Annotated in this window: 33 protein-coding genes and 1 pseudogene; all 34 read left to right on the plus strand. The window is 64.1% G+C overall.

The features are described from left to right. Nucleotides 1-140, plus strand: a pseudogene (tuf, locus tag VLK61_RS03400) (elongation factor Tu); the annotation flags it as partial. A 68-nt stretch (nucleotides 141-208) separates the two neighbouring features. Continuing rightward, the gene (rpsJ, locus tag VLK61_RS03405; RefSeq protein ID WP_019561663.1) at nucleotides 209-520 is read left to right on the plus strand and encodes a 30S ribosomal protein S10; all 312 of its coding nucleotides are present in this window, start codon (nucleotides 209-211) and stop codon (nucleotides 518-520) included. Nucleotides 521-700: 180 nt separating this feature from the next. Next, on the plus strand, nucleotides 701-1,405 hold the full coding sequence (gene rplC / locus VLK61_RS03410; protein ID WP_325418310.1) for a 50S ribosomal protein L3: 705 nt from the start codon (nucleotides 701-703) through the stop codon (nucleotides 1,403-1,405). 2 nt (nucleotides 1,406-1,407) lie between these two features. Further along, the gene (gene rplD, locus VLK61_RS03415; RefSeq protein ID WP_325418312.1) at nucleotides 1,408-2,028 is read left to right on the plus strand and encodes a 50S ribosomal protein L4; all 621 of its coding nucleotides are present in this window, start codon (nucleotides 1,408-1,410) and stop codon (nucleotides 2,026-2,028) included. After that, on the plus strand, nucleotides 2,025-2,351 hold the full coding sequence (gene rplW, locus VLK61_RS03420; RefSeq protein ID WP_325418314.1) for a 50S ribosomal protein L23: 327 nt from the start codon (nucleotides 2,025-2,027) through the stop codon (nucleotides 2,349-2,351). Before rplD ends, rplW begins: the two co-directional genes overlap by 4 nt. Nucleotides 2,352-2,354: 3 nt before the next feature. Further along, entirely contained in the window at nucleotides 2,355-3,179 is an 825-nt protein-coding gene (gene rplB / locus VLK61_RS03425) for a 50S ribosomal protein L2 (protein WP_325418317.1), read from the plus strand. Nucleotides 3,180-3,188: 9 nt separating this feature from the next. Further along, nucleotides 3,189-3,464 (plus strand): 30S ribosomal protein S19, encoded by a 276-nt coding sequence (gene rpsS, locus VLK61_RS03430; RefSeq protein WP_325418318.1) that lies wholly within the window; start codon nucleotides 3,189-3,191, stop codon nucleotides 3,462-3,464. Nucleotides 3,465-3,474: 10 nt separating this feature from the next. After that, on the plus strand, nucleotides 3,475-3,804 hold the full coding sequence (rplV, locus tag VLK61_RS03435; protein WP_325418320.1) for a 50S ribosomal protein L22: 330 nt from the start codon (nucleotides 3,475-3,477) through the stop codon (nucleotides 3,802-3,804). 15 nt (nucleotides 3,805-3,819) lie between these two features. Then, nucleotides 3,820-4,704 (plus strand): 30S ribosomal protein S3, encoded by an 885-nt coding sequence (rpsC, locus tag VLK61_RS03440; protein ID WP_325418322.1) that lies wholly within the window; start codon nucleotides 3,820-3,822, stop codon nucleotides 4,702-4,704. Nucleotides 4,705-4,716: 12 nt separating this feature from the next. Continuing rightward, entirely contained in the window at nucleotides 4,717-5,133 is a 417-nt protein-coding gene (rplP, locus tag VLK61_RS03445; RefSeq protein WP_325418323.1) for a 50S ribosomal protein L16, read from the plus strand. Nucleotides 5,134-5,146: 13 nt separating this feature from the next. Beyond that, a complete protein-coding gene (gene rpmC / locus VLK61_RS03450; RefSeq protein WP_325418324.1) occupies nucleotides 5,147-5,350 on the plus strand; it encodes a 50S ribosomal protein L29 in 204 nt (67 codons plus the stop codon). Further along, nucleotides 5,347-5,631 carry a 30S ribosomal protein S17 gene (gene rpsQ / locus VLK61_RS03455; protein WP_325418326.1) on the plus strand — a complete coding sequence of 95 codons (285 nt, stop codon included), beginning with the start codon at nucleotides 5,347-5,349 and terminating at the stop codon, nucleotides 5,629-5,631. Before rpmC ends, rpsQ begins: the two co-directional genes overlap by 4 nt. Nucleotides 5,632-5,735: 104 nt before the next feature. Beyond that, complete coding sequence (locus VLK61_RS03460) at nucleotides 5,736-6,251, plus strand: peroxiredoxin (protein WP_325418328.1); 516 nt, start codon at nucleotides 5,736-5,738, stop codon at nucleotides 6,249-6,251. Between the two features lie 201 nt (nucleotides 6,252-6,452). Beyond that, entirely contained in the window at nucleotides 6,453-6,821 is a 369-nt protein-coding gene (gene rplN, locus VLK61_RS03465) for a 50S ribosomal protein L14 (protein WP_183103998.1), read from the plus strand. Nucleotides 6,822-6,849: 28 nt separating this feature from the next. Further along, nucleotides 6,850-7,167, plus strand: a complete 318-nt coding sequence (rplX, locus tag VLK61_RS03470; RefSeq protein ID WP_325418332.1) for a 50S ribosomal protein L24 — start codon at nucleotides 6,850-6,852, stop codon at nucleotides 7,165-7,167. A 9-nt stretch (nucleotides 7,168-7,176) separates the two neighbouring features. Further along, nucleotides 7,177-7,716, plus strand: a complete 540-nt coding sequence (rplE, locus tag VLK61_RS03475) for a 50S ribosomal protein L5 (RefSeq protein WP_325418334.1) — start codon at nucleotides 7,177-7,179, stop codon at nucleotides 7,714-7,716. Between the two features lie 8 nt (nucleotides 7,717-7,724). Continuing rightward, a complete protein-coding gene (gene rpsN / locus VLK61_RS03480; protein ID WP_325418336.1) occupies nucleotides 7,725-8,030 on the plus strand; it encodes a 30S ribosomal protein S14 in 306 nt (101 codons plus the stop codon). Between the two features lie 24 nt (nucleotides 8,031-8,054). Next, nucleotides 8,055-8,450 (plus strand): 30S ribosomal protein S8, encoded by a 396-nt coding sequence (gene rpsH, locus VLK61_RS03485; protein WP_325418338.1) that lies wholly within the window; start codon nucleotides 8,055-8,057, stop codon nucleotides 8,448-8,450. 20 nt (nucleotides 8,451-8,470) lie between these two features. Next, entirely contained in the window at nucleotides 8,471-9,004 is a 534-nt protein-coding gene (rplF, locus tag VLK61_RS03490) for a 50S ribosomal protein L6 (RefSeq protein WP_325418400.1), read from the plus strand. A 10-nt stretch (nucleotides 9,005-9,014) separates the two neighbouring features. Then, entirely contained in the window at nucleotides 9,015-9,380 is a 366-nt protein-coding gene (gene rplR / locus VLK61_RS03495; protein WP_325418340.1) for a 50S ribosomal protein L18, read from the plus strand. Nucleotides 9,381-9,413: 33 nt separating this feature from the next. Further along, nucleotides 9,414-9,932: a 30S ribosomal protein S5 gene (gene rpsE / locus VLK61_RS03500; RefSeq protein WP_325418342.1), complete on the plus strand. Its 519-nt coding sequence runs from the start codon at nucleotides 9,414-9,416 to the stop codon at nucleotides 9,930-9,932. 23 nt (nucleotides 9,933-9,955) lie between these two features. Then, the gene (rpmD, locus tag VLK61_RS03505; protein ID WP_325418344.1) at nucleotides 9,956-10,138 is read left to right on the plus strand and encodes a 50S ribosomal protein L30; all 183 of its coding nucleotides are present in this window, start codon (nucleotides 9,956-9,958) and stop codon (nucleotides 10,136-10,138) included. 30 nt (nucleotides 10,139-10,168) lie between these two features. After that, the gene (gene rplO / locus VLK61_RS03510) at nucleotides 10,169-10,600 is read left to right on the plus strand and encodes a 50S ribosomal protein L15 (RefSeq protein ID WP_325418346.1); all 432 of its coding nucleotides are present in this window, start codon (nucleotides 10,169-10,171) and stop codon (nucleotides 10,598-10,600) included. 27 nt (nucleotides 10,601-10,627) lie between these two features. Further along, on the plus strand, nucleotides 10,628-11,938 hold the full coding sequence (gene secY, locus VLK61_RS03515) for a preprotein translocase subunit SecY (protein ID WP_325418349.1): 1,311 nt from the start codon (nucleotides 10,628-10,630) through the stop codon (nucleotides 11,936-11,938). 1 nt (nucleotide 11,939) lies between these two features. Continuing rightward, nucleotides 11,940-12,158, plus strand: a complete 219-nt coding sequence (gene infA / locus VLK61_RS03520) for a translation initiation factor IF-1 (protein WP_011830996.1) — start codon at nucleotides 11,940-11,942, stop codon at nucleotides 12,156-12,158. An 18-nt stretch (nucleotides 12,159-12,176) separates the two neighbouring features. Continuing rightward, nucleotides 12,177-12,290 (plus strand): 50S ribosomal protein L36, encoded by a 114-nt coding sequence (rpmJ, locus tag VLK61_RS03525; protein WP_035036301.1) that lies wholly within the window; start codon nucleotides 12,177-12,179, stop codon nucleotides 12,288-12,290. Nucleotides 12,291-12,328: 38 nt separating this feature from the next. Then, a complete protein-coding gene (gene rpsM / locus VLK61_RS03530; RefSeq protein WP_325418365.1) occupies nucleotides 12,329-12,694 on the plus strand; it encodes a 30S ribosomal protein S13 in 366 nt (121 codons plus the stop codon). A gap of 67 nt (nucleotides 12,695-12,761) precedes the next feature. Then, nucleotides 12,762-13,166 carry a 30S ribosomal protein S11 gene (gene rpsK, locus VLK61_RS03535; RefSeq protein ID WP_325418367.1) on the plus strand — a complete coding sequence of 135 codons (405 nt, stop codon included), beginning with the start codon at nucleotides 12,762-12,764 and terminating at the stop codon, nucleotides 13,164-13,166. A 243-nt stretch (nucleotides 13,167-13,409) separates the two neighbouring features. After that, nucleotides 13,410-14,033 (plus strand): 30S ribosomal protein S4, encoded by a 624-nt coding sequence (rpsD, locus tag VLK61_RS03540; RefSeq protein ID WP_325418369.1) that lies wholly within the window; start codon nucleotides 13,410-13,412, stop codon nucleotides 14,031-14,033. Nucleotides 14,034-14,187: 154 nt separating this feature from the next. After that, nucleotides 14,188-15,180 carry a DNA-directed RNA polymerase subunit alpha gene (locus VLK61_RS03545; RefSeq protein WP_325418371.1) on the plus strand — a complete coding sequence of 331 codons (993 nt, stop codon included), beginning with the start codon at nucleotides 14,188-14,190 and terminating at the stop codon, nucleotides 15,178-15,180. A gap of 70 nt (nucleotides 15,181-15,250) precedes the next feature. Further along, complete coding sequence (rplQ, locus tag VLK61_RS03550; protein WP_325418373.1) at nucleotides 15,251-15,649, plus strand: 50S ribosomal protein L17; 399 nt, start codon at nucleotides 15,251-15,253, stop codon at nucleotides 15,647-15,649. 110 nt (nucleotides 15,650-15,759) lie between these two features. Continuing rightward, on the plus strand, nucleotides 15,760-17,607 hold the full coding sequence (gene dsbD / locus VLK61_RS03555; RefSeq protein WP_325418375.1) for a protein-disulfide reductase DsbD: 1,848 nt from the start codon (nucleotides 15,760-15,762) through the stop codon (nucleotides 17,605-17,607). A gap of 93 nt (nucleotides 17,608-17,700) precedes the next feature. Beyond that, entirely contained in the window at nucleotides 17,701-18,258 is a 558-nt protein-coding gene (gene tssJ, locus VLK61_RS03560) for a type VI secretion system lipoprotein TssJ (RefSeq protein WP_325418376.1), read from the plus strand. Between the two features lie 19 nt (nucleotides 18,259-18,277). Next, the gene (gene tssK, locus VLK61_RS03565) at nucleotides 18,278-19,615 is read left to right on the plus strand and encodes a type VI secretion system baseplate subunit TssK (protein ID WP_325418378.1); all 1,338 of its coding nucleotides are present in this window, start codon (nucleotides 18,278-18,280) and stop codon (nucleotides 19,613-19,615) included. Nucleotides 19,616-19,625: the final 10 nt, after the last annotated feature.

The raw sequence follows: 19,625 nt of genomic DNA on the forward strand, positions 1-19,625 counted from the left end.
AAATGGTGATGCCGGGCGACAACGTCAGCATCACGGTCAAGCTGATCAACCCGATCGCGATGGAAGAGGGCCTGCGCTTCGCCATCCGTGAAGGTGGACGCACCGTCGGCGCCGGCGTCGTCGCCAAGATCATCGAGTAACTCTTGCATGACTTGCCGCCCGCGGTAGCAGCCGCGGCCGGCTTCATCGCTCTTTACAAGGAACCGTCATGCAAAAGCAAAAGATCCGTATCCGCTTGAAGGCTTTCGATTACAAGCTGATCGACCAGTCGGCGCTCGAGATCGTCGACACCGCCAAGCGCACCGGCGCGATCGTCAAGGGCCCCGTGCCGCTGCCGACGCGCATGCAGCGTTTCGACATCCTGCGTTCGCCGCACGTCAACAAGACCAGCCGCGACCAGTTCGAGATTCGCACGCACCAGCGCCTGATGGACATCGTCGATCCCACCGACAAGACCGTCGACGCGCTGATGAAGCTCGATCTGCCGGCCGGCGTCGACGTCGAGATCAAGCTGCAGTAAAGGCCATTGGCTTGCGGGTCAACCCGCAAGCCAGCTATACTCGCAAGCTTTTGTGCATGCCCTTGGGCATGCACTCGTGATTGGCTCAAGCCAACACATATCCTCCCCGGCCAATCGATGTCGGGTGTTTGAAACAAAGGCCTCGCCGCCCTTTTCAGGGCAACAGGCTGGAGAAAAGCCATGACGACAGCTGCAAACAGCTATCGCCTCGGTTTGCTGGGCCGCAAGGTCGGCATGATGCGCATCTTCACGGACGACGGCGATGCCGTGCCTGTGACAGTGCTCGACGTGTCGAACAACCGCGTTACCCAGGTCAAGACCGAGCAGACCGACGGCTACAACGCCCTGCAAGTGGCGTTCGGTGCGCGCAAAGCTTCGCGCGTGACCAAGCCGGAAGCGGGCCACCTCGCGAAAGCGGGCGTTGAGGCCGGTGAAATCCTGCAAGAGTTCCGTGTGCCGGCCGATGTGGTCGGGCAATACGCCACTGGCGCTGCCGTGCCTGTGACGCTGTTCGCCGTGGGCCAGAAGGTCGATGTGCAGGGCACGTCGATCGGCAAGGGCTTCACCGGCACGATCAAGCGCCACCACTTCAGCTCGCAGCGCGCGTCGCACGGTAACAGCCGTTCGCATAATGTGCCGGGCTCGATCGGCATGGCGCAGGACCCGGGTCGTGTGTTCCCGGGCAAGCGCATGTCGGGTCACCTGGGTGACGACACCGTCACGACGCAGAACCTCGACATCGTTCGCATCGACGAGGCCCGCCAGCTGCTGCTGGTGCGTGGCGCGGTGCCGGGCGCGCCCAGCGGTTTCGTGACCGTGCGCCCCGCGATCAAGGCCAAGGCGGCCAAGGGCGGCGCCGTGGCGCCTGCCAAGAAGGGAGCTTAAGAATGCAACTCGAGCTCCTGAACGATCAAGGCCAGGCCACTTCCAAGGTCGACGCGCCGGACACCGTGTTCGCGCGTGACTACAACGAAGCGCTGGTGCACCAGGTGGTCGTGGCCTACCAGGCCAACGCCCGCCAGGGCACTCGCGCGCAAAAGAATCGCGAGTCGGTCAAGCATTCGACGAAGAAGCCGTGGCGCCAGAAGGGCACCGGCCGCGCACGCGCCGGTATGACCTCGTCGCCGATCTGGCGTGGGGGCGGTCGCGCCTTCCCGAATCTGTCGGACGAGAACTTCTCGCACAAGGTCAACAAGAAGATGTACCGCGCCGGCATGGCGTCGATCTTCTCGCAGCTGGCGCGTGATGGCCGTCTGGCGGTGGTGGACTCGATCTCCGTCGATTCGCCCAAGACCAAGGCGCTGGCCGCCAAGTTCAAGGCCATGGGCCTGGAGTCCGTGCTGGTGATCTCCGACAACGTCGACGAGAACCTGGCGCTGGCTTCGCGCAACCTGGCCAATGTGCTGGTGGTCGAGCCGCGTTACGCCGATCCGCTGTCACTCGTCTTCTACAAGAAGGTGCTGGTGACCAAGGGCGCGATCGAGCAGCTCAAGGAGATGTTCGCATGAGCCACGGTGACAAGAACCTCAAATTCAGCGAGGGCCGCCTGGCCCAGGTGCTGATCGCACCGATCGTGTCCGAAAAGGCCACGAGCGTTGCCGAGAAGCACAACCAGGTGCTGTTCAAGGTGCTGCGTGATGCCACCAAGCCCGAGATCAAGGCAGCAGTCGAACTGCTGTTCAAGGTCGAGGTCAAGGCGGTGCAAGTGGCCAATCAGAAGGGCAAGGTCAAGCGCTTTGGGGGCCGTACCGGCCGCCGCGACCACGCGAAAAAAGCGTATGTGTCGTTGAAGCCGGGCCAGGAGCTCAACTTCTCCGGGGAGGCTGCGTAAATCATGGCCGTCGTCAAAGTTAAACCGACCTCGCCCGGCCGCCGTGGCGTCGTCAAGGTCGTGCACAAGCACCTGCACAAGGGTGCGCCCGAAGCGTCGCTGCTCGAGCCGCAGAAGCAGAATTCCGGCCGCAACAACAACGGCCACATCACGATTCGCCACAAAGGCGGTGGTCACAAGCACCACTACCGCGTGGTCGATTTCGTGCGCAACAAGGACGGCATCCCGGCCAAGGTCGAAACCATCGAGTACGACCCGAACCGCACCGCCCACATTGCGCTGGTTTGCTACGCCGATGGCGAGCGCCGCTACATCATCGCCCCGCGCGGTCTGGAAGTTGGCGCAACGCTGATGAGCGGCGCGGAGGCGCCGATCAAGGCTGGCAATGCGCTGCCGATCCGCAATATCCCTGTGGGCTCGACGATTCATTGCGTCGAGATGCTGCCTGGCAAGGGCGCGCAGATTGCACGCTCGGCCGGTACCGGCGTGACGCTGATGGCTCGTGAAGGCATCTACGCGCAGGTTCGCCTGCGTTCGGGTGAAGTGCGCAAGATCCACATCGACTGCCGCGCCACCATTGGCGAAGTGTCGAACGAAGAACACAACCTGCGCCAATACGGCAAGGCTGGCGTCAAGCGCTGGATGGGCATCCGCCCGACGGTGCGCGGTGTCGCGATGAACCCGGTGGACCACCCACACGGCGGCGGCGAAGGCCGCACCGGCGAGGGGCGGGCTCAGGTGTCGCCGTGGAACACGCTGACCAAGGGCTACCGCACCCGCAACAACAAGCGCACGCAGGGCATGATCGTGTCGCGTCGCAAGAAGTAAGGGTCCACCATGACACGCTCACTCAAGAAGGGTCCCTTCGTGGACCACCACCTTCAGGCCAAGGCCGACCGCGCCGTGGCCACGAAGGACAAGAAGCCGATCAAGACCTGGTCCCGTCGCTCGACGATCCTGCCGGACTTCATCGGCCTGACCATCGCCGTGCACAACGGCAAGCAACACGTCCCCGTGTACGTGACCGACCAGATGGTCGGCCACAAGCTCGGCGAGTTCGCCCAGACCCGCACGTTCAAGGGTCACCCGGCGGACAAGAAGGCGAAGAAGTAAGGGGCCGACGATGGAAACCAAAGCAATCGTCCGTGGTGTCCGCTTGTCTGCCGACAAGGGCCGGCTGGTCGCCGACCTGGTCCGCGGCAAGAAGGTCGACCAGGCGCTGAACATCCTGGCCTTCACGCAAAAGAAGGCTGCCGGCATTGTCAAGAAGGCGCTGGAGTCCGCGATCGCGAACGCCGAGCACAACGACGGCGCCGACATCGACGAACTGAAGATCACCTCGATCTACATCGAGCAGGGAGCAACGCTGAAGCGTTTCTCCGCTCGCGCCAAGGGCCGTGGCAATCGCATCAGCAAGCCCACCTGTCACATCTTTGTGACGGTCGGCAACTGAGGCTGAAGGAAGACTATGGGACAGAAGATCCATCCGACCGGCTTTCGCCTGTCAGTCACCCGTGCCTGGGCTTCACGCTGGTACGCCTCGAACAAGAACTTCGCCGGCATGCTGGCCGAAGACTTGGCGGTGCGCGAGTTCCTGAAGAAGCGCCTGAAGAATGCCGCGGTCTCGCGCATCCTGATCGAGCGCCCGGCCAAGAACGCCCGCATCACCATTTACTCGGCCCGTCCGGGCGTGGTGATCGGCAAGAAGGGCGAAGACATCGAGAACCTGAAGGCCGAGCTGACGCGCCGCCTGAAGGTGCCGGTGGCCGTGAACATCGAAGAAGTGCGCAAGCCCGAAATCGATGCACAGCTGATCGCCGACTCGATCACCCAGCAGCTCGAAAAGCGCATCATGTTCCGCCGTGCCATGAAGCGCGCGATGCAGAACGCGATGCGCCTGGGCGCACAGGGCATCAAGATCATGAGCGCCGGTCGACTGAACGGCATCGAAATCGCGCGTACCGAGTGGTACCGCGAAGGCCGTGTGCCGCTGCATACGCTGCGCGCCGACATCGACTACGGCTTCTCGGAAGCCAAGACCACCTACGGCGTCATCGGCGTCAAGGTCTGGGTCTACCGTGGCGACAACCTCGGCCGCGGTGACGCGCCGGGCGCCACCAAGCCCGAAGGTCAGGAAGAAGATCGTCGTCCGCGTCGTGGTCCGCGCCCCGGTGGCCCTGGCGGCCCCGGCGCTCCGGATCGCCGTGGCCCGCGCCCCGGCGGCGACCGTGGCCCGCGCACCGATGCAGCCCCCGCTGGTGACAGCAAGCCGGCTGACGGCGCCCCGACGGGCGACCGTCCGGCTGTCAAGCGCGTGCGCAAGGCGCCCGCGCCTGGCACCGGCGCAGCCTAAGGAGAACAGAACATGCTGCAACCAGCACGTCGCAAATTCCGCAAGGAACAGAAGGGCCGCAACACCGGCATCGCCACCCGCGGTGCGGCCGTGTCGTTCGGTGAATTCGGCCTCAAGGCCACCGAGCGCGGCCGCATCACGGCACGCCAGATCGAAGCGGCGCGTCGCGCCATTTCGCGTCACATCAAGCGCGGTGGTCGTGTCTTCATCCGCATCTTCCCGGACAAGCCGATTTCGCAAAAGCCGGCCGAAGTGCGGATGGGTAACGGCAAGGGCAACCCTGAGTACTACGTCGCCGAGATCCAGCCGGGCAAGGTGCTGTACGAACTGAACGGCGTTCCCGAAGCGCTGGCCCGCGAAGCGTTCACGCTGGCGGCCGCCAAGCTGCCGCTGCGCTGCACGTTCGTCACGCGCCAGGTCGGCACCTGAGTCGGAGAACACCATGAGCAAAGCATCTGAACTTCGCGGCAAGGACATCGCGGGCCTTGAGAAGGAGGTCACCGATCTCCTGAAGGCCCACTTTGGCCTGCGCATGCAGAAGGGCACCCAGCAGCTGGCCAACCACGCCACGCTGGGCGAGACCCGCCGTGACATTGCTCGCGCCAAGACCATCCTGGCCGAGAAGAGAAAGGGAGCCGCCAAATGAGCGAAGCCCAAGTCCAACAAGCGCCCGAGAAGAACACCCGCACCCTGGTGGGGCGTGTGGTCAGCGACAAGCGCAACAAGACCGTGACCGTGCTCGTCGAGCGCCGCGTCACGCACGAGCTGTACGGCAAGATCGTCGGCCGCTCGCGCAAGTACCACGCCCACGATGAAAAGGGCGAGTACCACCTGGGCGACGTGGTCGAGATCGCCGAAGGGCGCCCGATCAGCAAGACCAAGTCCTGGATCGTGACCAAGCTGCTGCAAAAGGCGGCACTGGTTTAAGCCGCGGACGCTGCGGGGCTAACAGCGCCGTGGTGGACCCAACGGCCGGAACGCTGGAATACTGGCGGCCGGCCGTTTTTTGTTGACACGAGGAGATCCGCATCATGATCAAGCTTGGCGACCGGTTGCCCGCGGGCAGCCTGAACGAGTTCATTGAAGTCGAGGGCGATGGCTGCTCGATCGGACCGAACAGTTTCGATCTGCAGAAGACCACTGCCGGCAAGAAGATCGCCCTGTTCGCGCTGCCCGGCGCCTATACGCCAACCTGCTCGGCCAAGCATGTGCCGGGTTATGTGGCGAAGGCCGACGAATTGAAGGCGGCAGGCGTCGATGAGATCTGGTGCGTATCGGTCAACGACGCCTTCGTGATGGGCGCCTGGGGTCGCGATCAGAAGACGGCCGGCAAGGTGCGCATGATGGCCGACGGCAGCGCCGATTTCGCCAAGGCCACCGGCCTGACGCTGGACCTGACGGCCAAGGGCATGGGCCTGCGCTCAAACCGCTATTCGATGCTGGTCGTCGACGGCGTGGTCAAGAGCCTCAATGTCGAAGCGCCCGGCAAGTTCGAAGTCAGCGATGCCGACACGATGCTGAAGCAGGCCAAGGAAATTCTCGGCTGAGAAGCTTGACGCGCTGTCGGGTTAGCACGCATAATCCGCAGCTTCGCCGGAAACCGGCTCGCGCATTCGCGTTGAGCCAGTTGACGGATCCGCCCCAAGCACCGCTGGCTACCAAGCCGGTGATGACGGGCCCAAGACTGACCGACTTGCCGGCCTTATCGATGTGATGGGCTGGCTCGACGGGACAAGTTGGGGACACACATGATCCAAATGCAATCGCGACTTGACGTCGCTGACAACACGGGTGCCAAGTCCGTCCAGTGCATCAAGGTGCTGGGTGGTTCCAAGCGTCGGTATGCCGGCATTGGCGACATCATCAAGGTGTCGATCAAGGAAGCTGCGCCGCGTGGTCGCGTCAAGAAGGGCGAGGTCTATTCGGCCGTCGTCGTGCGCACCGCCAAGGGCGTGCGCCGCCAGGATGGCTCGCTGGTGAAGTTCGACGGCAATGCCGCCGTGCTGCTGAATGCCAAGCTGGAGCCGATCGGCACCCGCATCTTCGGGCCGGTGACGCGCGAGCTGCGCACCGAGCGCTTCATGAAGATCGTCTCGCTGGCGCCGGAAGTGCTCTGAGCGCCGCACTCGATCCAAAGGACTGGCCATGAACAAGATTCGCAAAGGCGACCAGGTCATTGTGTTGACCGGCCGCGACAAGGGCAAGCGCGGCACGGTGTCGCTGCGCGTCGATGAAGATCATCTCGTCGTCGACGGCATCAACATGGTGAAAAAGCATGTGAAGCCGAACCCGATGAAGGGTACGACGGGTGGTGTGGTCGACAAGACGATGCCGATCAACCAATCCAATGTCGCGATCTTCAATCCCGCGACAGCCAAGGCGGACCGCGTCGGCGTCAAGCTTCTTGCCGATGGCAAGAAGGTGCGCGTCTACAAGTCCAGCGGCGAAGAGATCAAGGCGTAAGAGGTCGACATGGCTCGTCTGCAACAGTTTTATCGCGAAAAAGTCGTCCCCGACATGGTGGCCAAGTTTGGCTACAAGTCGGTGATGCAGGTGCCGCGCCTGACCAAGATCACGCTCAACATGGGTGTGAGCGAGGCAGTCGCCGACAAGAAGGTGATGGACCACGCCGTCGGCGACCTCACCAAGATCGCCGGCCAGAAGCCGGTGGTCACCAAGTCGCGCAAGCCGATTGCCGGCTTCAAGATCCGCGAAGGCCTGGCCATCGGCTGCATGGTCACGCTGCGCGGTGTCCAGATGTTTGAATTCCTGGACCGCTTCGTGACCATCGCGCTGCCGCGAGTTCGCGACTTCCGGGGTATCTCCGGCCGTTCGTTCGACGGCCGTGGCAACTACAACGTCGGCGTCAAAGAGCAGATCATCTTCCCGGAAATCGAGTACGACAAGATCGACGCGATCCGTGGCATGAACATCAGCTTCACGACGACGGCGCAAACCGACGACGAGTGCAAGGCGCTGCTGGCTGCCTTCAAATTCCCGTTCAAGAACTGAGGTGATCTGTGGCTAAAACTTCCCTCATTCAACGTGAAGAGAAGCGCGAGAAGCTGGTTGCGAAATTCGCGAAGAAGCACGCCGAACTGAAGGCCGTCGCCAACGACGCGAAGAAGTCCGACGAAGAGCGCTACCTGGCCCGGCTGGAGCTGCAGAAGCTGCCGCGCAATGCCAATCCGACGCGGCTGCGCAACCGTTGCGAGCTGACCGGTCGCCCGCGCGGTACGTTCCGCAAGTTCGGCCTCGGCCGCAGCAAGATCCGCGAACTCGCCTTCAAGGGCGACATTCCCGGCGTGGTCAAGGCCAGCTGGTAAGCGGCGACAGCAGGAGATATCGCAATGAGCATGAGTGATCCCATTGCCGACATGCTGACACGCATCCGCAATGCGCAGATGGTGCACAAGTCGGTTGTGACGATGCCGTCGTCCAAGGTCAAGGTCGCGATCGCCCAAGTCCTGAAGGACGAAGGCTACATCGACGGTTTTGCCATCAAGACCGAGGGCGCGAAGAGCGAACTCGAAGTCACGCTGAAGTACTACGCTGGCCGTCCGGTAATCGAGCGCATCGAGCGTGTCAGCCGCCCTGGCCTGCGGGTCTACAAGGGCCGTGACGCGATTCCGCAGGTCATGAACGGCCTCGGTGTGGCCATCGTCACCACGCCCAAGGGTGTGATGACCGACCGCAAAGCACGCCAGACCGGTGTCGGTGGCGAAGTGCTTTGCTACGTGGCCTGATCGGCGAAGGAGAGACAAGAATGTCCCGCGTAGGAAAAATGCCGATCACCGTCCCGAAGGGCGTGGACGTGCAGCTCACGGCTGATCAGATCACGGTCAAGGGTGCCAATGGCACGCTGGCTCGTGCGATGAGTCCGCTGGTCACGGTGAAGCTCGATGGGGCCGTCGTCACGATGGCGCCGGCCAACGACAGCGTCGAGGCCAATGCGATGAGCGGCACCATGCGTGCGCTCGTCAACAACATGGTCAACGGCGTCAGCAAGGGCTTCGAAAAGAAGCTCACGCTGGTCGGCGTGGGCTTCCGGGCCCAGGCGCAAGGCGCCAAGCTGAATCTGCAGATCGGCTTTTCGCATCCGGTGGCCAAAGAGATGCCCGCCGGTGTGAAGGTCGAATGCCCGACACAAACCGAAATCCTGATCAAGGGCGCTGACCGCCAAGCCGTCGGCCAGGTTGCCGCCGAAGTGCGCGCGATTCGCCCGCCCGAGCCCTACAAGGGCAAGGGGATCCGCTACGCCGATGAGCGCGTGGTGCTGAAGGAAACGAAGAAGAAGTAAGGAGCTGATGATGCTGACCAAGAAAGAACAGCGCCTGCGTCGCTCCCGCCAGACCCGAGCTCGCATCGCCCAGCAAGGCGCGGTGCGGCTGACGGTCTTCCGTTCCAACCTGCACATTTACGCCAGCGTCATTTCCGACGATGGCCAGCGCGTGCTGGCTTCGGCCTCGACGGCCGAGAAGGAAGTGCGCGACCAGATCGGCGCGGTGGGCAAGGGCGGCAATGCCGCTGCTGCCGTGATCGTGGGCAAGCGCATCGCCGAGAAGGCGAAGGCTGCCGGTGTCGAGAAGGTCGCTTTCGACCGCTCGGGTTTCGCGTACCACGGCCGCGTCAAGGCGCTGGCTGAAGCCGCTCGCGAAGCCGGCCTGCAGTTCTAAGCGCCGCGCTTTCAAAAGTACAGGACAAGCAACATGGCAAAGTTTCAACCCCGCGCCCAGACCGAAGCCAATGACGACGGCCTGAAGGAAAAGATGATCGCGGTCAACCGCGTCACCAAGGTCGTCAAGGGCGGCCGCACGCTGAGCTTCGCTGCGCTGACCGTGGTCGGTGATGGCGATGGCCGCATCGGCATGGGCAAAGGCAAGGCCAAGGAAGTGCCGGTGTCGGTGCAAAAGGCCATGGAAGGCGCCCGCCGCAACATGTTCAAGGTGCAACTGCGCAACGGCACCGTGCACCACAACGTGCGTGGTGAACACGGCGCGGCCAAGGTGCTGTTGGCACCCGCGCCGGCTGGTACCGGCATCATCGCCGGCGGCCCGATGCGCGCGGTGTTCGAAGTGATGGGCGTGACCGACATCGTGGCCAAGAGCCTCGGTTCGAGCAACCCGTACAACATGGTGCGTGCCACCCTCGATGCGCTGAAGCGCTCGACCACCGCCGCCGAAGTGGCGGCCAAGCGCGGCAAGACTGTTGAAGAAATCTTCAACTGATCAGGCGGCGACGGAGAACTCCCATGTCGGACAAGAAAACCCTCACGGTCAAGCTCGTCAAGAGCCCGATCGGTTGCAAGCAGTCGCACCGTGACACGGTGCGCGGCCTCGGCCTGCGCGGCGTGAACAGCCAACGTGTGCTCGAAGACACGCCGGCCGTGCGCGGCATGATCAACAAGATCGCGTACCTGGTGCTGGTGCTGTAAGGCGCCAACCTGCTCGCAAGGACAGTCAACATGCAACTCAACACCATCAAGCCCGCAGCGGGCGCGAAGAAGGCCCGCCGCCGTGTCGCACGTGGCATGGGCTCGGGACTGGGCAAGACGGCCGGCCGCGGTCATAACGGTCAGCATTCACGCGCAGGTGGCTACCACAAGGTGGGTTTCGAAGGCGGTCAGATGCCTTTGCAGCGCCGCCTGCCCAAGCGGGGCTTCAAGTCGCAGTCGCTGAAGTTCAACAGCGAGATCACGCTGACGGACCTGCAGCGCCTGGACATGGATGAAGTGGATCTGCTGACGCTGAAGGCCGCAGGCCTGGTGAACCAGCTGATCCGGCACGTCAAGGTCATCAAGTCCGGCGAATTGTCGCGCAAGGTGTCCCTGAAGGGTCTGGGTGCGACCGCGGGTGCCAAGGCGGCGATCGAAGCCGCCGGCGGCGCCGTCGCTTAAAGCCCGGCTGCAACCAAGGCGCGGATTTTGGCTACATCGGCAAACCAGCTGGCCAAGAGCGGCAAGTTCGGCGACCTGCGTCGCCGGCTTGTGTTCTTGCTGCTTGCGTTGGTGGTCTACCGACTGGGCGGGCACATTCCCGTGCCGGGCATCGACCCCAACCAGCTGCAGCAGCTGTTCAAGGGCCAGGAGGGCGGCATCCTGAGCCTGTTCAACGTGTTCTCGGGGGGCGCTCTGCAGCGCTTCACCGTGTTCGCGCTGGGCATCATGCCGTACATCTCGGCGTCGATCATCATGCAGTTGATGACCTACGTCGTGCCGACGCTCGAAGCGCTGAAGAAGGAAGGCGAAGCGGGCCGCCGCAAGATCACGCAGTACACGCGTTACGGCACGCTGGGGCTGGCGCTGTTCCAGTCGCTGGGCATTGCCTTGGCACTGGAAGGCTCGCAAGGGTTGGTGCTATCGCCCGGCTTCGGCTTTCGAATGACCACCGTGGTGAGCTTGACGGCCGGCACGATGTTCCTGATGTGGCTGGGTGAGCAGATCACCGAGCGTGGCCTGGGCAATGGCATCTCGATCCTGATCTTCGGCGGTATCGCCGCCGGCCTGCCCAGCGCCATTGGCGGTCTGTTCGAGCTGGTGCGTACCGGCGCGATGAGCATCATCGCGGCGCTGTTCATCATCACCGTTGTCGTGCTGGTGACGTTCGTGGTTGTGTTCGTCGAGCGGGGCCAGCGCAAGATCCTGGTCAACTATGCCAAGCGGCAGGTCGGCAACAAGGTCTATGGCGGCCAGTCGTCCCATCTGCCCTTGAAGCTGAACATGTCGGGCGTGATTCCGCCGATCTTCGCGTCGTCGATCATCCTGCTGCCGGCCACCGTGGTGGGCTGGTTCGCAACCGGCGAGGGCCTGCGCTGGCTGAAGGACATCTCATCGGCCTTGTCGCCGGGGCAACCGATCTACGTGCTGCTGTACGCCGCGATGATCGTGTTCTTCTGCTTCTTCTACACGGCACTGGTGTTCAACAGCCGCGAGACGGCTGACAACCTGAAGAAGAGCGGCGCGTTCATCCCCGGCATTCGCCCCGGTGAACAAACCGCCAAGCACATCGACAAGATTCTTTCCCGGCTGACCTTGGCCGGCGCGGTGTACATCACCGGCGTCTGCCTGCTGCCCGAATTCCTGGTGCTGAAGTACAACGTGCCGTTCTACTTCGGTGGCACCTCACTGTTGATCATCGTCGTCGTGACGATGGACTTCTGGGCCCAGGTGCAAAGTTATGTGATGAGCCAGCAATACGAGTCGCTGTTGAAAAAGGCGAATTTCAAGGCCAGCTGACGTGTCCAAAGACGATGTCATCCAGATGCAGGGTGAGATTCTCGAGAACCTGCCCAATGCCACTTTTCGCGTGAAGCTGGAGAACGGACATGTCGTTCTTGGCCATATCTCCGGAAAGATGCGCATGCATTACATCCGCATCCTGCCGGGCGACAAGGTGACGGTTGAGTTGACGCCCTACGATTTGAGTCGCGCCCGTATCGTGTTTAGAGCGAAATGAGCGCTTAAGGAGAAGACGATGAAAGTCTCTGCATCGGTCAAGAAGATGTGCCGCAATTGCAAGATCATCCGCCGCAAAGGTGTTGTGCGCGTGATCTGTACCGACCCGCGCCACAAGCAGCGCCAAGGCTGATGAGCCTGAAGCGCAAAGCAAGCAGATAGAGGATCACCATGGCACGTATTGCTGGCATCAACATTCCGCCGCACAAGCACGCTGAGATCGGCCTGACCGCCATCTATGGCATCGGCCGGACCACGGCGCAGAAGATCTGCGAAACGGTGGGCATCGCCTATTCCAAGAAGATCAAGGACCTCAACGACAGCGATCTCGAAAAGATCCGCGAAGAGGTCAACAAGTTGACGATCGAAGGCGACCTGCGCCGCGAACTGTCGATGAACATCAAGCGCTTGATGGACTTGGGCTGCTACCGCGGCATCCGTCATCGCCGTGGCCTGCCGCTGCGTGGCCAGCGCACCCGCACCAATGCCCGCACCCGCAAGGGCCCGCGCAAGGGCGCCGCGGCGCTGAAGAAGTAAGCGCTTCGAGCGCTGACACTTCAAGCCGTCCTTCAGGCCCGCCCTTCAAGCATCACCGAGATACGACATGGCCAAAGCACCTGCCAATACCGCGGCGCGCCGCGTGAGCAAGAAGATCCGCAAGAACGTTGCGGACGGTATCGCTCACGTGCATGCGTCGTTCAACAACACCATCATCACGATCACCGATCGCCAGGGCAGTTCGCTCGCCTGGGCCTCGTCGGGTGGCCAGGGCTTCAAGGGCTCGCGCAAGTCGACGCCGTTTGCTGCCCAGGTGGCCGCCGAAGTGGCTGGCCGCGCCGCGCAAGAGCAGGGCATCAAGAACCTCGACGTGCGCATCAAGGGCCCCGGCCCCGGTCGCGAGTCTTCGGTGCGTGCGCTGGCCGCTCTGGGCATCCGCATCAATTCGATCAGCGACGTGACGCCGGTCCCGCACAACGGTTGCCGACCGCAAAAGCGTCGCCGCATCTGAGGCCCTGACCGGCCAGATGCAAGCGGCAGCGATGCCGCTATAATGCATGGTTTTTCGTCAGCCGGCCGGTGCGCAGCATCTGCCGGCGATTTCGTTGAGGGCAGCCTACGCGTCCAACCGCCGTGAAAAGCCGGACAAGGCCGACCCATCAACGACCAAGCCCACCGTCTGAGCGCTCCGAACAATACCCGCCAGACTCGCGCGACTCTAGCCTCGCGTCAGACAACTTCTTGAGGACTTAACGTGGCACGTTATCTTGGACCCAAGGCCAAACTGGCCCGCCGTGAAGGCACCGATCTTTACCTGAAGAGCGCCCGCCGCGCCATCAGCGACAAGTCGAAGTTCGAAACCAAGCCGGGCCAGCATGGCCGCACCTCCGGCGCCCGCACCTCCGACTTCGGTCTGCAGCTGCGCGAGAAGCAGAAGGTCAAGCGCATGTACGGCGTGCTCGAGCGCCAGTTCCGCCGCTACTTCGCCGAGGCCGAGCGCCGCAAGGGCAACACCGGCGCGAACCTGCTGTTCATCCTGGAATCGCGGCTGGACAACGTGGTCTACCGCATGGGCTTCGGCTCGACGCGCGCCGAAGCGCGCCAGCTGGTGTCGCACCAGGCCATCCTGGTCAACGGCAAGACGGTCAACATCGCCTCTTACCTGGTCAAGGCCGGCGACACGATCTCGCTGCGCGAGAAGGCCAAGAAGCAGCTGCGCGTGACCGATGCCGTGAAGCTGGCCGAATCGATCGGCATGCCGGCCTGGGTGGCGGTCGACGCCACCAAGCTCGAAGGCGTGTTCAAGAAGGTGCCGGACCGCGACGAGTTCGGTGCCGACATCAATGAATCGCTGATCGTCGAGTTGTACTCGAGGTAAGACGACGCGGCGGGTTGCCGGCCGCTCGGCCGCCAACCCCTTCCCTTGATGTGCTCCGCATACGCCGGGCCGGAGCAATTCAACATCACAGCCCGGCATGGTCCCCAGCCTTATCGGTGTAACGAGCCGAGGGTATTGAGAGGAACAGGATTCGATGCAAACCAATCTGCTGAAACCCAAAGCCATCCACGTGGAGCCGATCGGCGGCCACCGCGCCAAGGTCACGCTCGAGCCGTTCGAGCGGGGCTATGGCCATACGCTGGGCAATGCGCTGCGGCGCGTGCTGCTGTCGTCGATGGTGGGTTATGCGCCGACGGAAGTGACGATTGCTGGCGTGCTGCATGAGTACTCGACGGTCGACGGCGTGGCCGAAGACGTCGTGCACATCATGCTCAACCTGAAGGGCGTGGTCTTCCGCCTGCACAACCGCGACGAAGTGACGCTGGTGCTGCGCAAGGAAGGCGAAGGCCCGGTCACCGCGGCCGATATCCAGACGCCGCACGACGTCGAGATCATCAACCCCGAGCATGTGATTGCGCACCTGGCGCAAGGCGGCAAGCTCGATATGCAGATCAAGGTCGAAAAGGGCCGCGGCTATGTGCCGGGCAACCTGCGCCGCTTCGGCGACGAGCCGACCAAGTCGATCGGCCGCATCGTGCTCGACGCTTCGTTCTCGCCGGTCCGCCGTGTCAGCTACGCGGTGGAAAACGCCCGCGTCGAACAGCGCACCGACCTCGACAAGCTGGTGATGGAGATCGAGACGAACGGCGCGATCTCGCCGGAAGAAGCGATCCGCGCGTCGGCCAAGATCCTGGTCGACCAGTTGGTGGTATTCACCGGCCTGGAAGGCACCGACATGCCGTCCTACGGCGGCGAACGCGACCAGCCGCGCAAGGACAATTTCGACCCGATCCTGCTGCGCCCGGTCGACGAGCTCGAACTCACGGTACGTTCGGCCAACTGCCTGAAGGCCGAAAACATCTACTACATCGGCGACCTGATCCAGCGCACCGAAACCGAGCTGCTGAAGACGCCGAATCTGGGCCGCAAGTCGCTCAACGAAATCAAGGAAGTGCTGGCGTCGCGTGGTCTCACGCTGGGCGCCCGCCTGGAAAACTGGCCCCCGCAAGGCCTGGACAAGCGCTGATTCATCAGCGCACGCGTGCACCCGCCAGTACCTGATACGGCTGGCGGTTCAATAAAGAAAGGTAAGCACCATGCGTCACGGACACGGACTCCGCAAACTCAACCGCACCAGCGAACACCGCAAGGCGATGTTCCGCAACATGTGCGTTTCGCTGCTCAAGCACGAAGCGATCAAGACCACGGTCCCCAAGGCCAAGGAACTGCGCAGCATCGTCGAGCCGCTGATCACGCTGGCCAAGGTGTCCAGCGTCGCCAATCGCCGCCTGGCCTTCAACCGCCTGCGCGACCGCGACATCGTCAGCAAGCTGTTCGACGAACTGGGTCCGCGCTACAACGCCCGCCCGGGCGGCTACACGCGCATCCTGAAGATGGGTTTCCGCGTCGGCGATAACGCGCCGATGGCCTTCGTCGAACTGGTCGATCGGCCGGAACCCGTGGCCGATGCAGCTGCCGAAGCTTCAGCTGACTGAGCTGGATCTCGATCGATGAAGGACCCCAAGGGCCGGCCGCGATGCTGGCCCTTGTCACGTCAGGGCCGGCCTGGGCTGCCGGAACCCTTGCCGAGGCTCAGAATCACGTCATGACGGTCTGCACCCTCTCCAGCGCGCGCATCTTCCGTGTCGCCACGCCTGTGGCGTTGATGCGCATGGCGCTGGTGGTGTTGGCCGGGCTGTGCTTGACGTGGGCCTCGCTGGCGCGTGCGGCGGAAGACTTTCTTGAGCCGGAGAAGGCGTTCAAGTTTTCGGCCCGCATGGCCAGCGAACGTGAGGTTGAAGTCAGCTTCGCCATTGCGCCGGGCTACTACCTTTACCGAGAGCGCCTGGCCTTTGCCGTCGATGGCGCGGCACCCGGCGAGCCCAAGATTCCCGCGGGCAAGATCAAGTTCGACGAGAACTTCCAGAAGAACGTCGAGACCTTGCGCGGTGAGTTGCGCATCGCCCTGCCGTTGGTCGCCGTGAACGGGCCCTTCACTTTGCGGGTTACTTCCCAGGGCTGCGCCGATGCGGGCCTGTGTTATCCGCCGCAGGTCCAGCAGGCCCGCCTGGATCCGTCCGGCGCTGCCGCCACACCCGTCGCGACCCAGGCCGCAACCGGCCCGGCGCCCAGCGCGGCACCGCGCGGCTTCGCCGCCTGGCGGGATGGCTCGATCGTGGACGAGGCGCTGCAGGGTGGCCGTTTCTGGACCGTGGTCGGCGTCTTTCTTGCCGTCGGCGTGATGTTGTCGCTGACGCCTTGCGTGCTGCCGATGCTGCCGATCCTGTCGTCGATCATCGTTGGCACGCAAGAGCGACCCTCCCGCCTGCGGGGCTTGGCACTGGCTTCGAGCTACTCGCTGGGCATGGCGCTGGTCTACACCGCGCTGGGTGTGGCGGCCGGGCTGGCCGGTGAGGGCTTTGCCGCTGCGTTGCAGACACCCTGGGCCATCGGTGCGTTCGCGTTGCTGCTGGTGCTGTTCTCGCTGTCGATGTTCGATGTCTACGAGCTGCGCCTGCCGGCGCGCTTCACTTCCAAAGTGTCGACGCAATGCAACCGCCTGCCCGCCGGGCAACTGGCCGGCGTGTTCATGATGGGCGGGGTGTCGGCGCTGATCGTCAGCCCCTGCGTCACCGCGCCGCTGGCGGGTGCGCTGCTGTTCATCAGCCAGAGCCGCGACCTGGTGCTGGGCGGTGGTGCGCTGTTCGCGATGGCCGCCGGCATGAGCGTGCCGCTGCTGGTGATGGGCGTGTCCTCCGGAACCTGGCTGCCGCGTGCCGGGCCGTGGATGCAAGCCGTCAAGCGCCTGTTTGGCGCCTTGATGCTGGGCCTGGCGATCTGGCTGGCGCAGCCGGTGCTGCCGGCCGGTGTGGTGCTGGCGCTGTGGGGCGTGCTGCTGCTGCTGGTGGGCCTGATGCTGAAGCCGTTCAAGCCCGGCGCCGGACACCGCCACGCCTTGCGCGCCTGGGGCCGGCGCGCGCTGGGTCTGGCTGCGCTGCTGATGGGCACGGTGCAGATCGTCGGTGCGGCCACCGGTGGCCGCGATGCGCTGATGCCGCTGGCGCACCTGGGCGAAGGCGACGCGCAAGCGCGCGCAGCCTTGCGCTTCACGCGCGTGCGCAGCGTGGCCGAGCTGGACGCCGCGCTGGCCTCGGCCCAGCGCCCGGTGATGCTGGACTTCTATGCCGACTGGTGCGTGTCGTGCAAGGAGATGGAGCGCTTCACCTTCCGCCATGCCGAAGTGGCGGCGCGGCTGGACAAGGTCTTGCTGCTGAAGGCCGACGTCACAGACAACACCGAAGCCGACCGGGCGCTGCTGCGCCGCTTCAAGCTGTTCGGGCCGCCGGGAACGCTGTTCTTCGATGCCCAGGGCCGCGAGATCAGCGATGCCCGGGTGATCGGATTCCAGGGTGCCGGCCGCTTCCGGCGCACGCTGGACCAGGCCGGCCTGTGACTCTCGGCACCTTCTTCGCGCTTCGGATTACCTAAGTCACGCCTGTCCCAGTCAGGGGCTGATTATTCTTGCCCAGGCTGACAGGAGTGCACGGTGAACTTCCACGTTGTCGCGGGGCATGCCCGCAACCAGAGCGGGCAAGCGGGTGATGACCGTGCGCATCCGGCTTGTTTCGGCGCCCGCTGGCGCGTCGCCTCCACCCTCGCGGGCCTGGCGATTGCCTTGACGCTGGGCGCCTGCTCCAGCCCGCCCAAGCCGGTGGTCACGACGGTGAATGGATCGATCCAGGGCTCGGCCCAGCTGAACCCCAACGTCAACCAGCGGCCCGCGCCGCTGCAAGTGCGTGTCTACGAACTGAAGACGGCCGCCGCCTTCGGCAATGCCGACTTCATGGCGCTGTACCAGAACGACCAGGCCACGCTGGGTGCCGATCTGGTGGCCCGCGAAGAGATGATGCTGCAGCCTGGCGAAAGCAAGCCGATCAAGAAGACGGTCGGACCGGACACCAAGTTCATCGGCGTCATCGGCGCCTATCGCAATCTCGAAAAGGCCACCTGGCGCGTCGTCGTGCCGGTGCAAACCGGCAAGGCGCAGACCTTGACGATCCGCGCCGGCGACGTGGCGCTGTCGGCCGACATGAAGGCGCAGTGATGCGGCAGGCTGCAATCGCATGAGCTGGCGCAATCGGGTCATCTGGTCGCAGGGCATGTTCCTGCAGCCGCACCATTTCCAGCAGGAATCTCGCTTTGTCGAACACCTGGTGGACACCCGCGGGCGCGCCGCGAATCCGTATGCCTGGGGCTTCTCGGAGCTGGTGCTCGACGAAGCCCAACTCGCGCTGGGCCACGTCGGCGTGGTGCGCGCCAGCGGCGTGCTGCCGGACGGCACGCCGTTCTCTTTCCCGGACATCGATGCGGCGCCGGTGCCCTTCGACGTACCGGATGACCTGAAGGGCGAGCTGGTCTATCTGGCCGCGCCGCTGTCGCGCGCCGGTGTCACCGAGGTCGACTTCGGCGACGGCCATGGCGACGACATGTGCCGGCTGCGCGCGGTCGATGCCGAGCTGCGGGACTACACCAACGCCACCGACGACCCGGAGCCGATCCAGACCGGCGCGGTGACTCTGCGCCTGCTGCGCAGCCGCGACGCCAACGAAGGTTATGCGCTGCTGGGCGTCGCCCGGGTGATTGAGCGCCGCAGCGATGGCCAACTGGTGTTGGACCGCGGCTACCTGTCGCCGCAGACCCGCATCGACGCCAGCGGCCAGCTCTCCGCACTGGCCTCGCTGCTGCACGGCCTGGTGCAGCAGCGTTCGCATGCGCTGGCCTCGCGCCAGGGGCAGCTGAGCCATGGCACCTCCGAAGTCGCCGACTTCATGGCATTGCAGGCGGTGAACCGTGCCGAGCCCTTGTTCCGCCAGTTCGCCGGCGCGCCCAGCGTGCACCCCTGGGACTTCTACCTCGGCTGCATTCAGCTGGGCGGCGATCTGTCCACCTTCTACGACGCGCGCCGCCATCCGCCCGACTACCCGGTCTACAAGCACGACGACCTGCAGCATGTCTTCAGCCCGGTGATCGACCACCTGCGCCAGTTGCTGTCGACCGAACTGCAGCGCCACGCAGTGCAGATCGAGCTGACCGATCGCAGCCACGGCGTGCGCACGGCGGTGATCGCCGATGCCGAACTGCTGCGCAGCGCGGGCTTCGTGCTGGCGGTGCACGCGCAAGTGCCGGCCGAGCAGCTGCGGCAGCGCTTCCCGGCGCAGTCCAAGCTGGGGCCGGTGGAAAAGCTGCGCGACCTGGTCAACCTGCAACTGCCCGGCGTCACGCTGAACAGCCTGCCGGTGGCACCACGCCAGCTGCCCTTCCATGCCGGCTACCACTACTTCGAACTCGAGCGCCAGGGCGATCTCTGGAAGCAGCTCGAACGCACCGGCAACCTCGCCTTGCACGTTGCCGGTGATTTCCCTGGTCTCGAACTGGAGCTGTGGGCCATTCGCCAGGCGTGAAGCCGGCCTA

Origin of the sequence: Aquabacterium sp. (genome assembly GCF_035476535.1) — a bacterium.
Classification (GTDB): Bacteria; Pseudomonadota; Gammaproteobacteria; order Burkholderiales; family Burkholderiaceae_C; genus Pseudaquabacterium.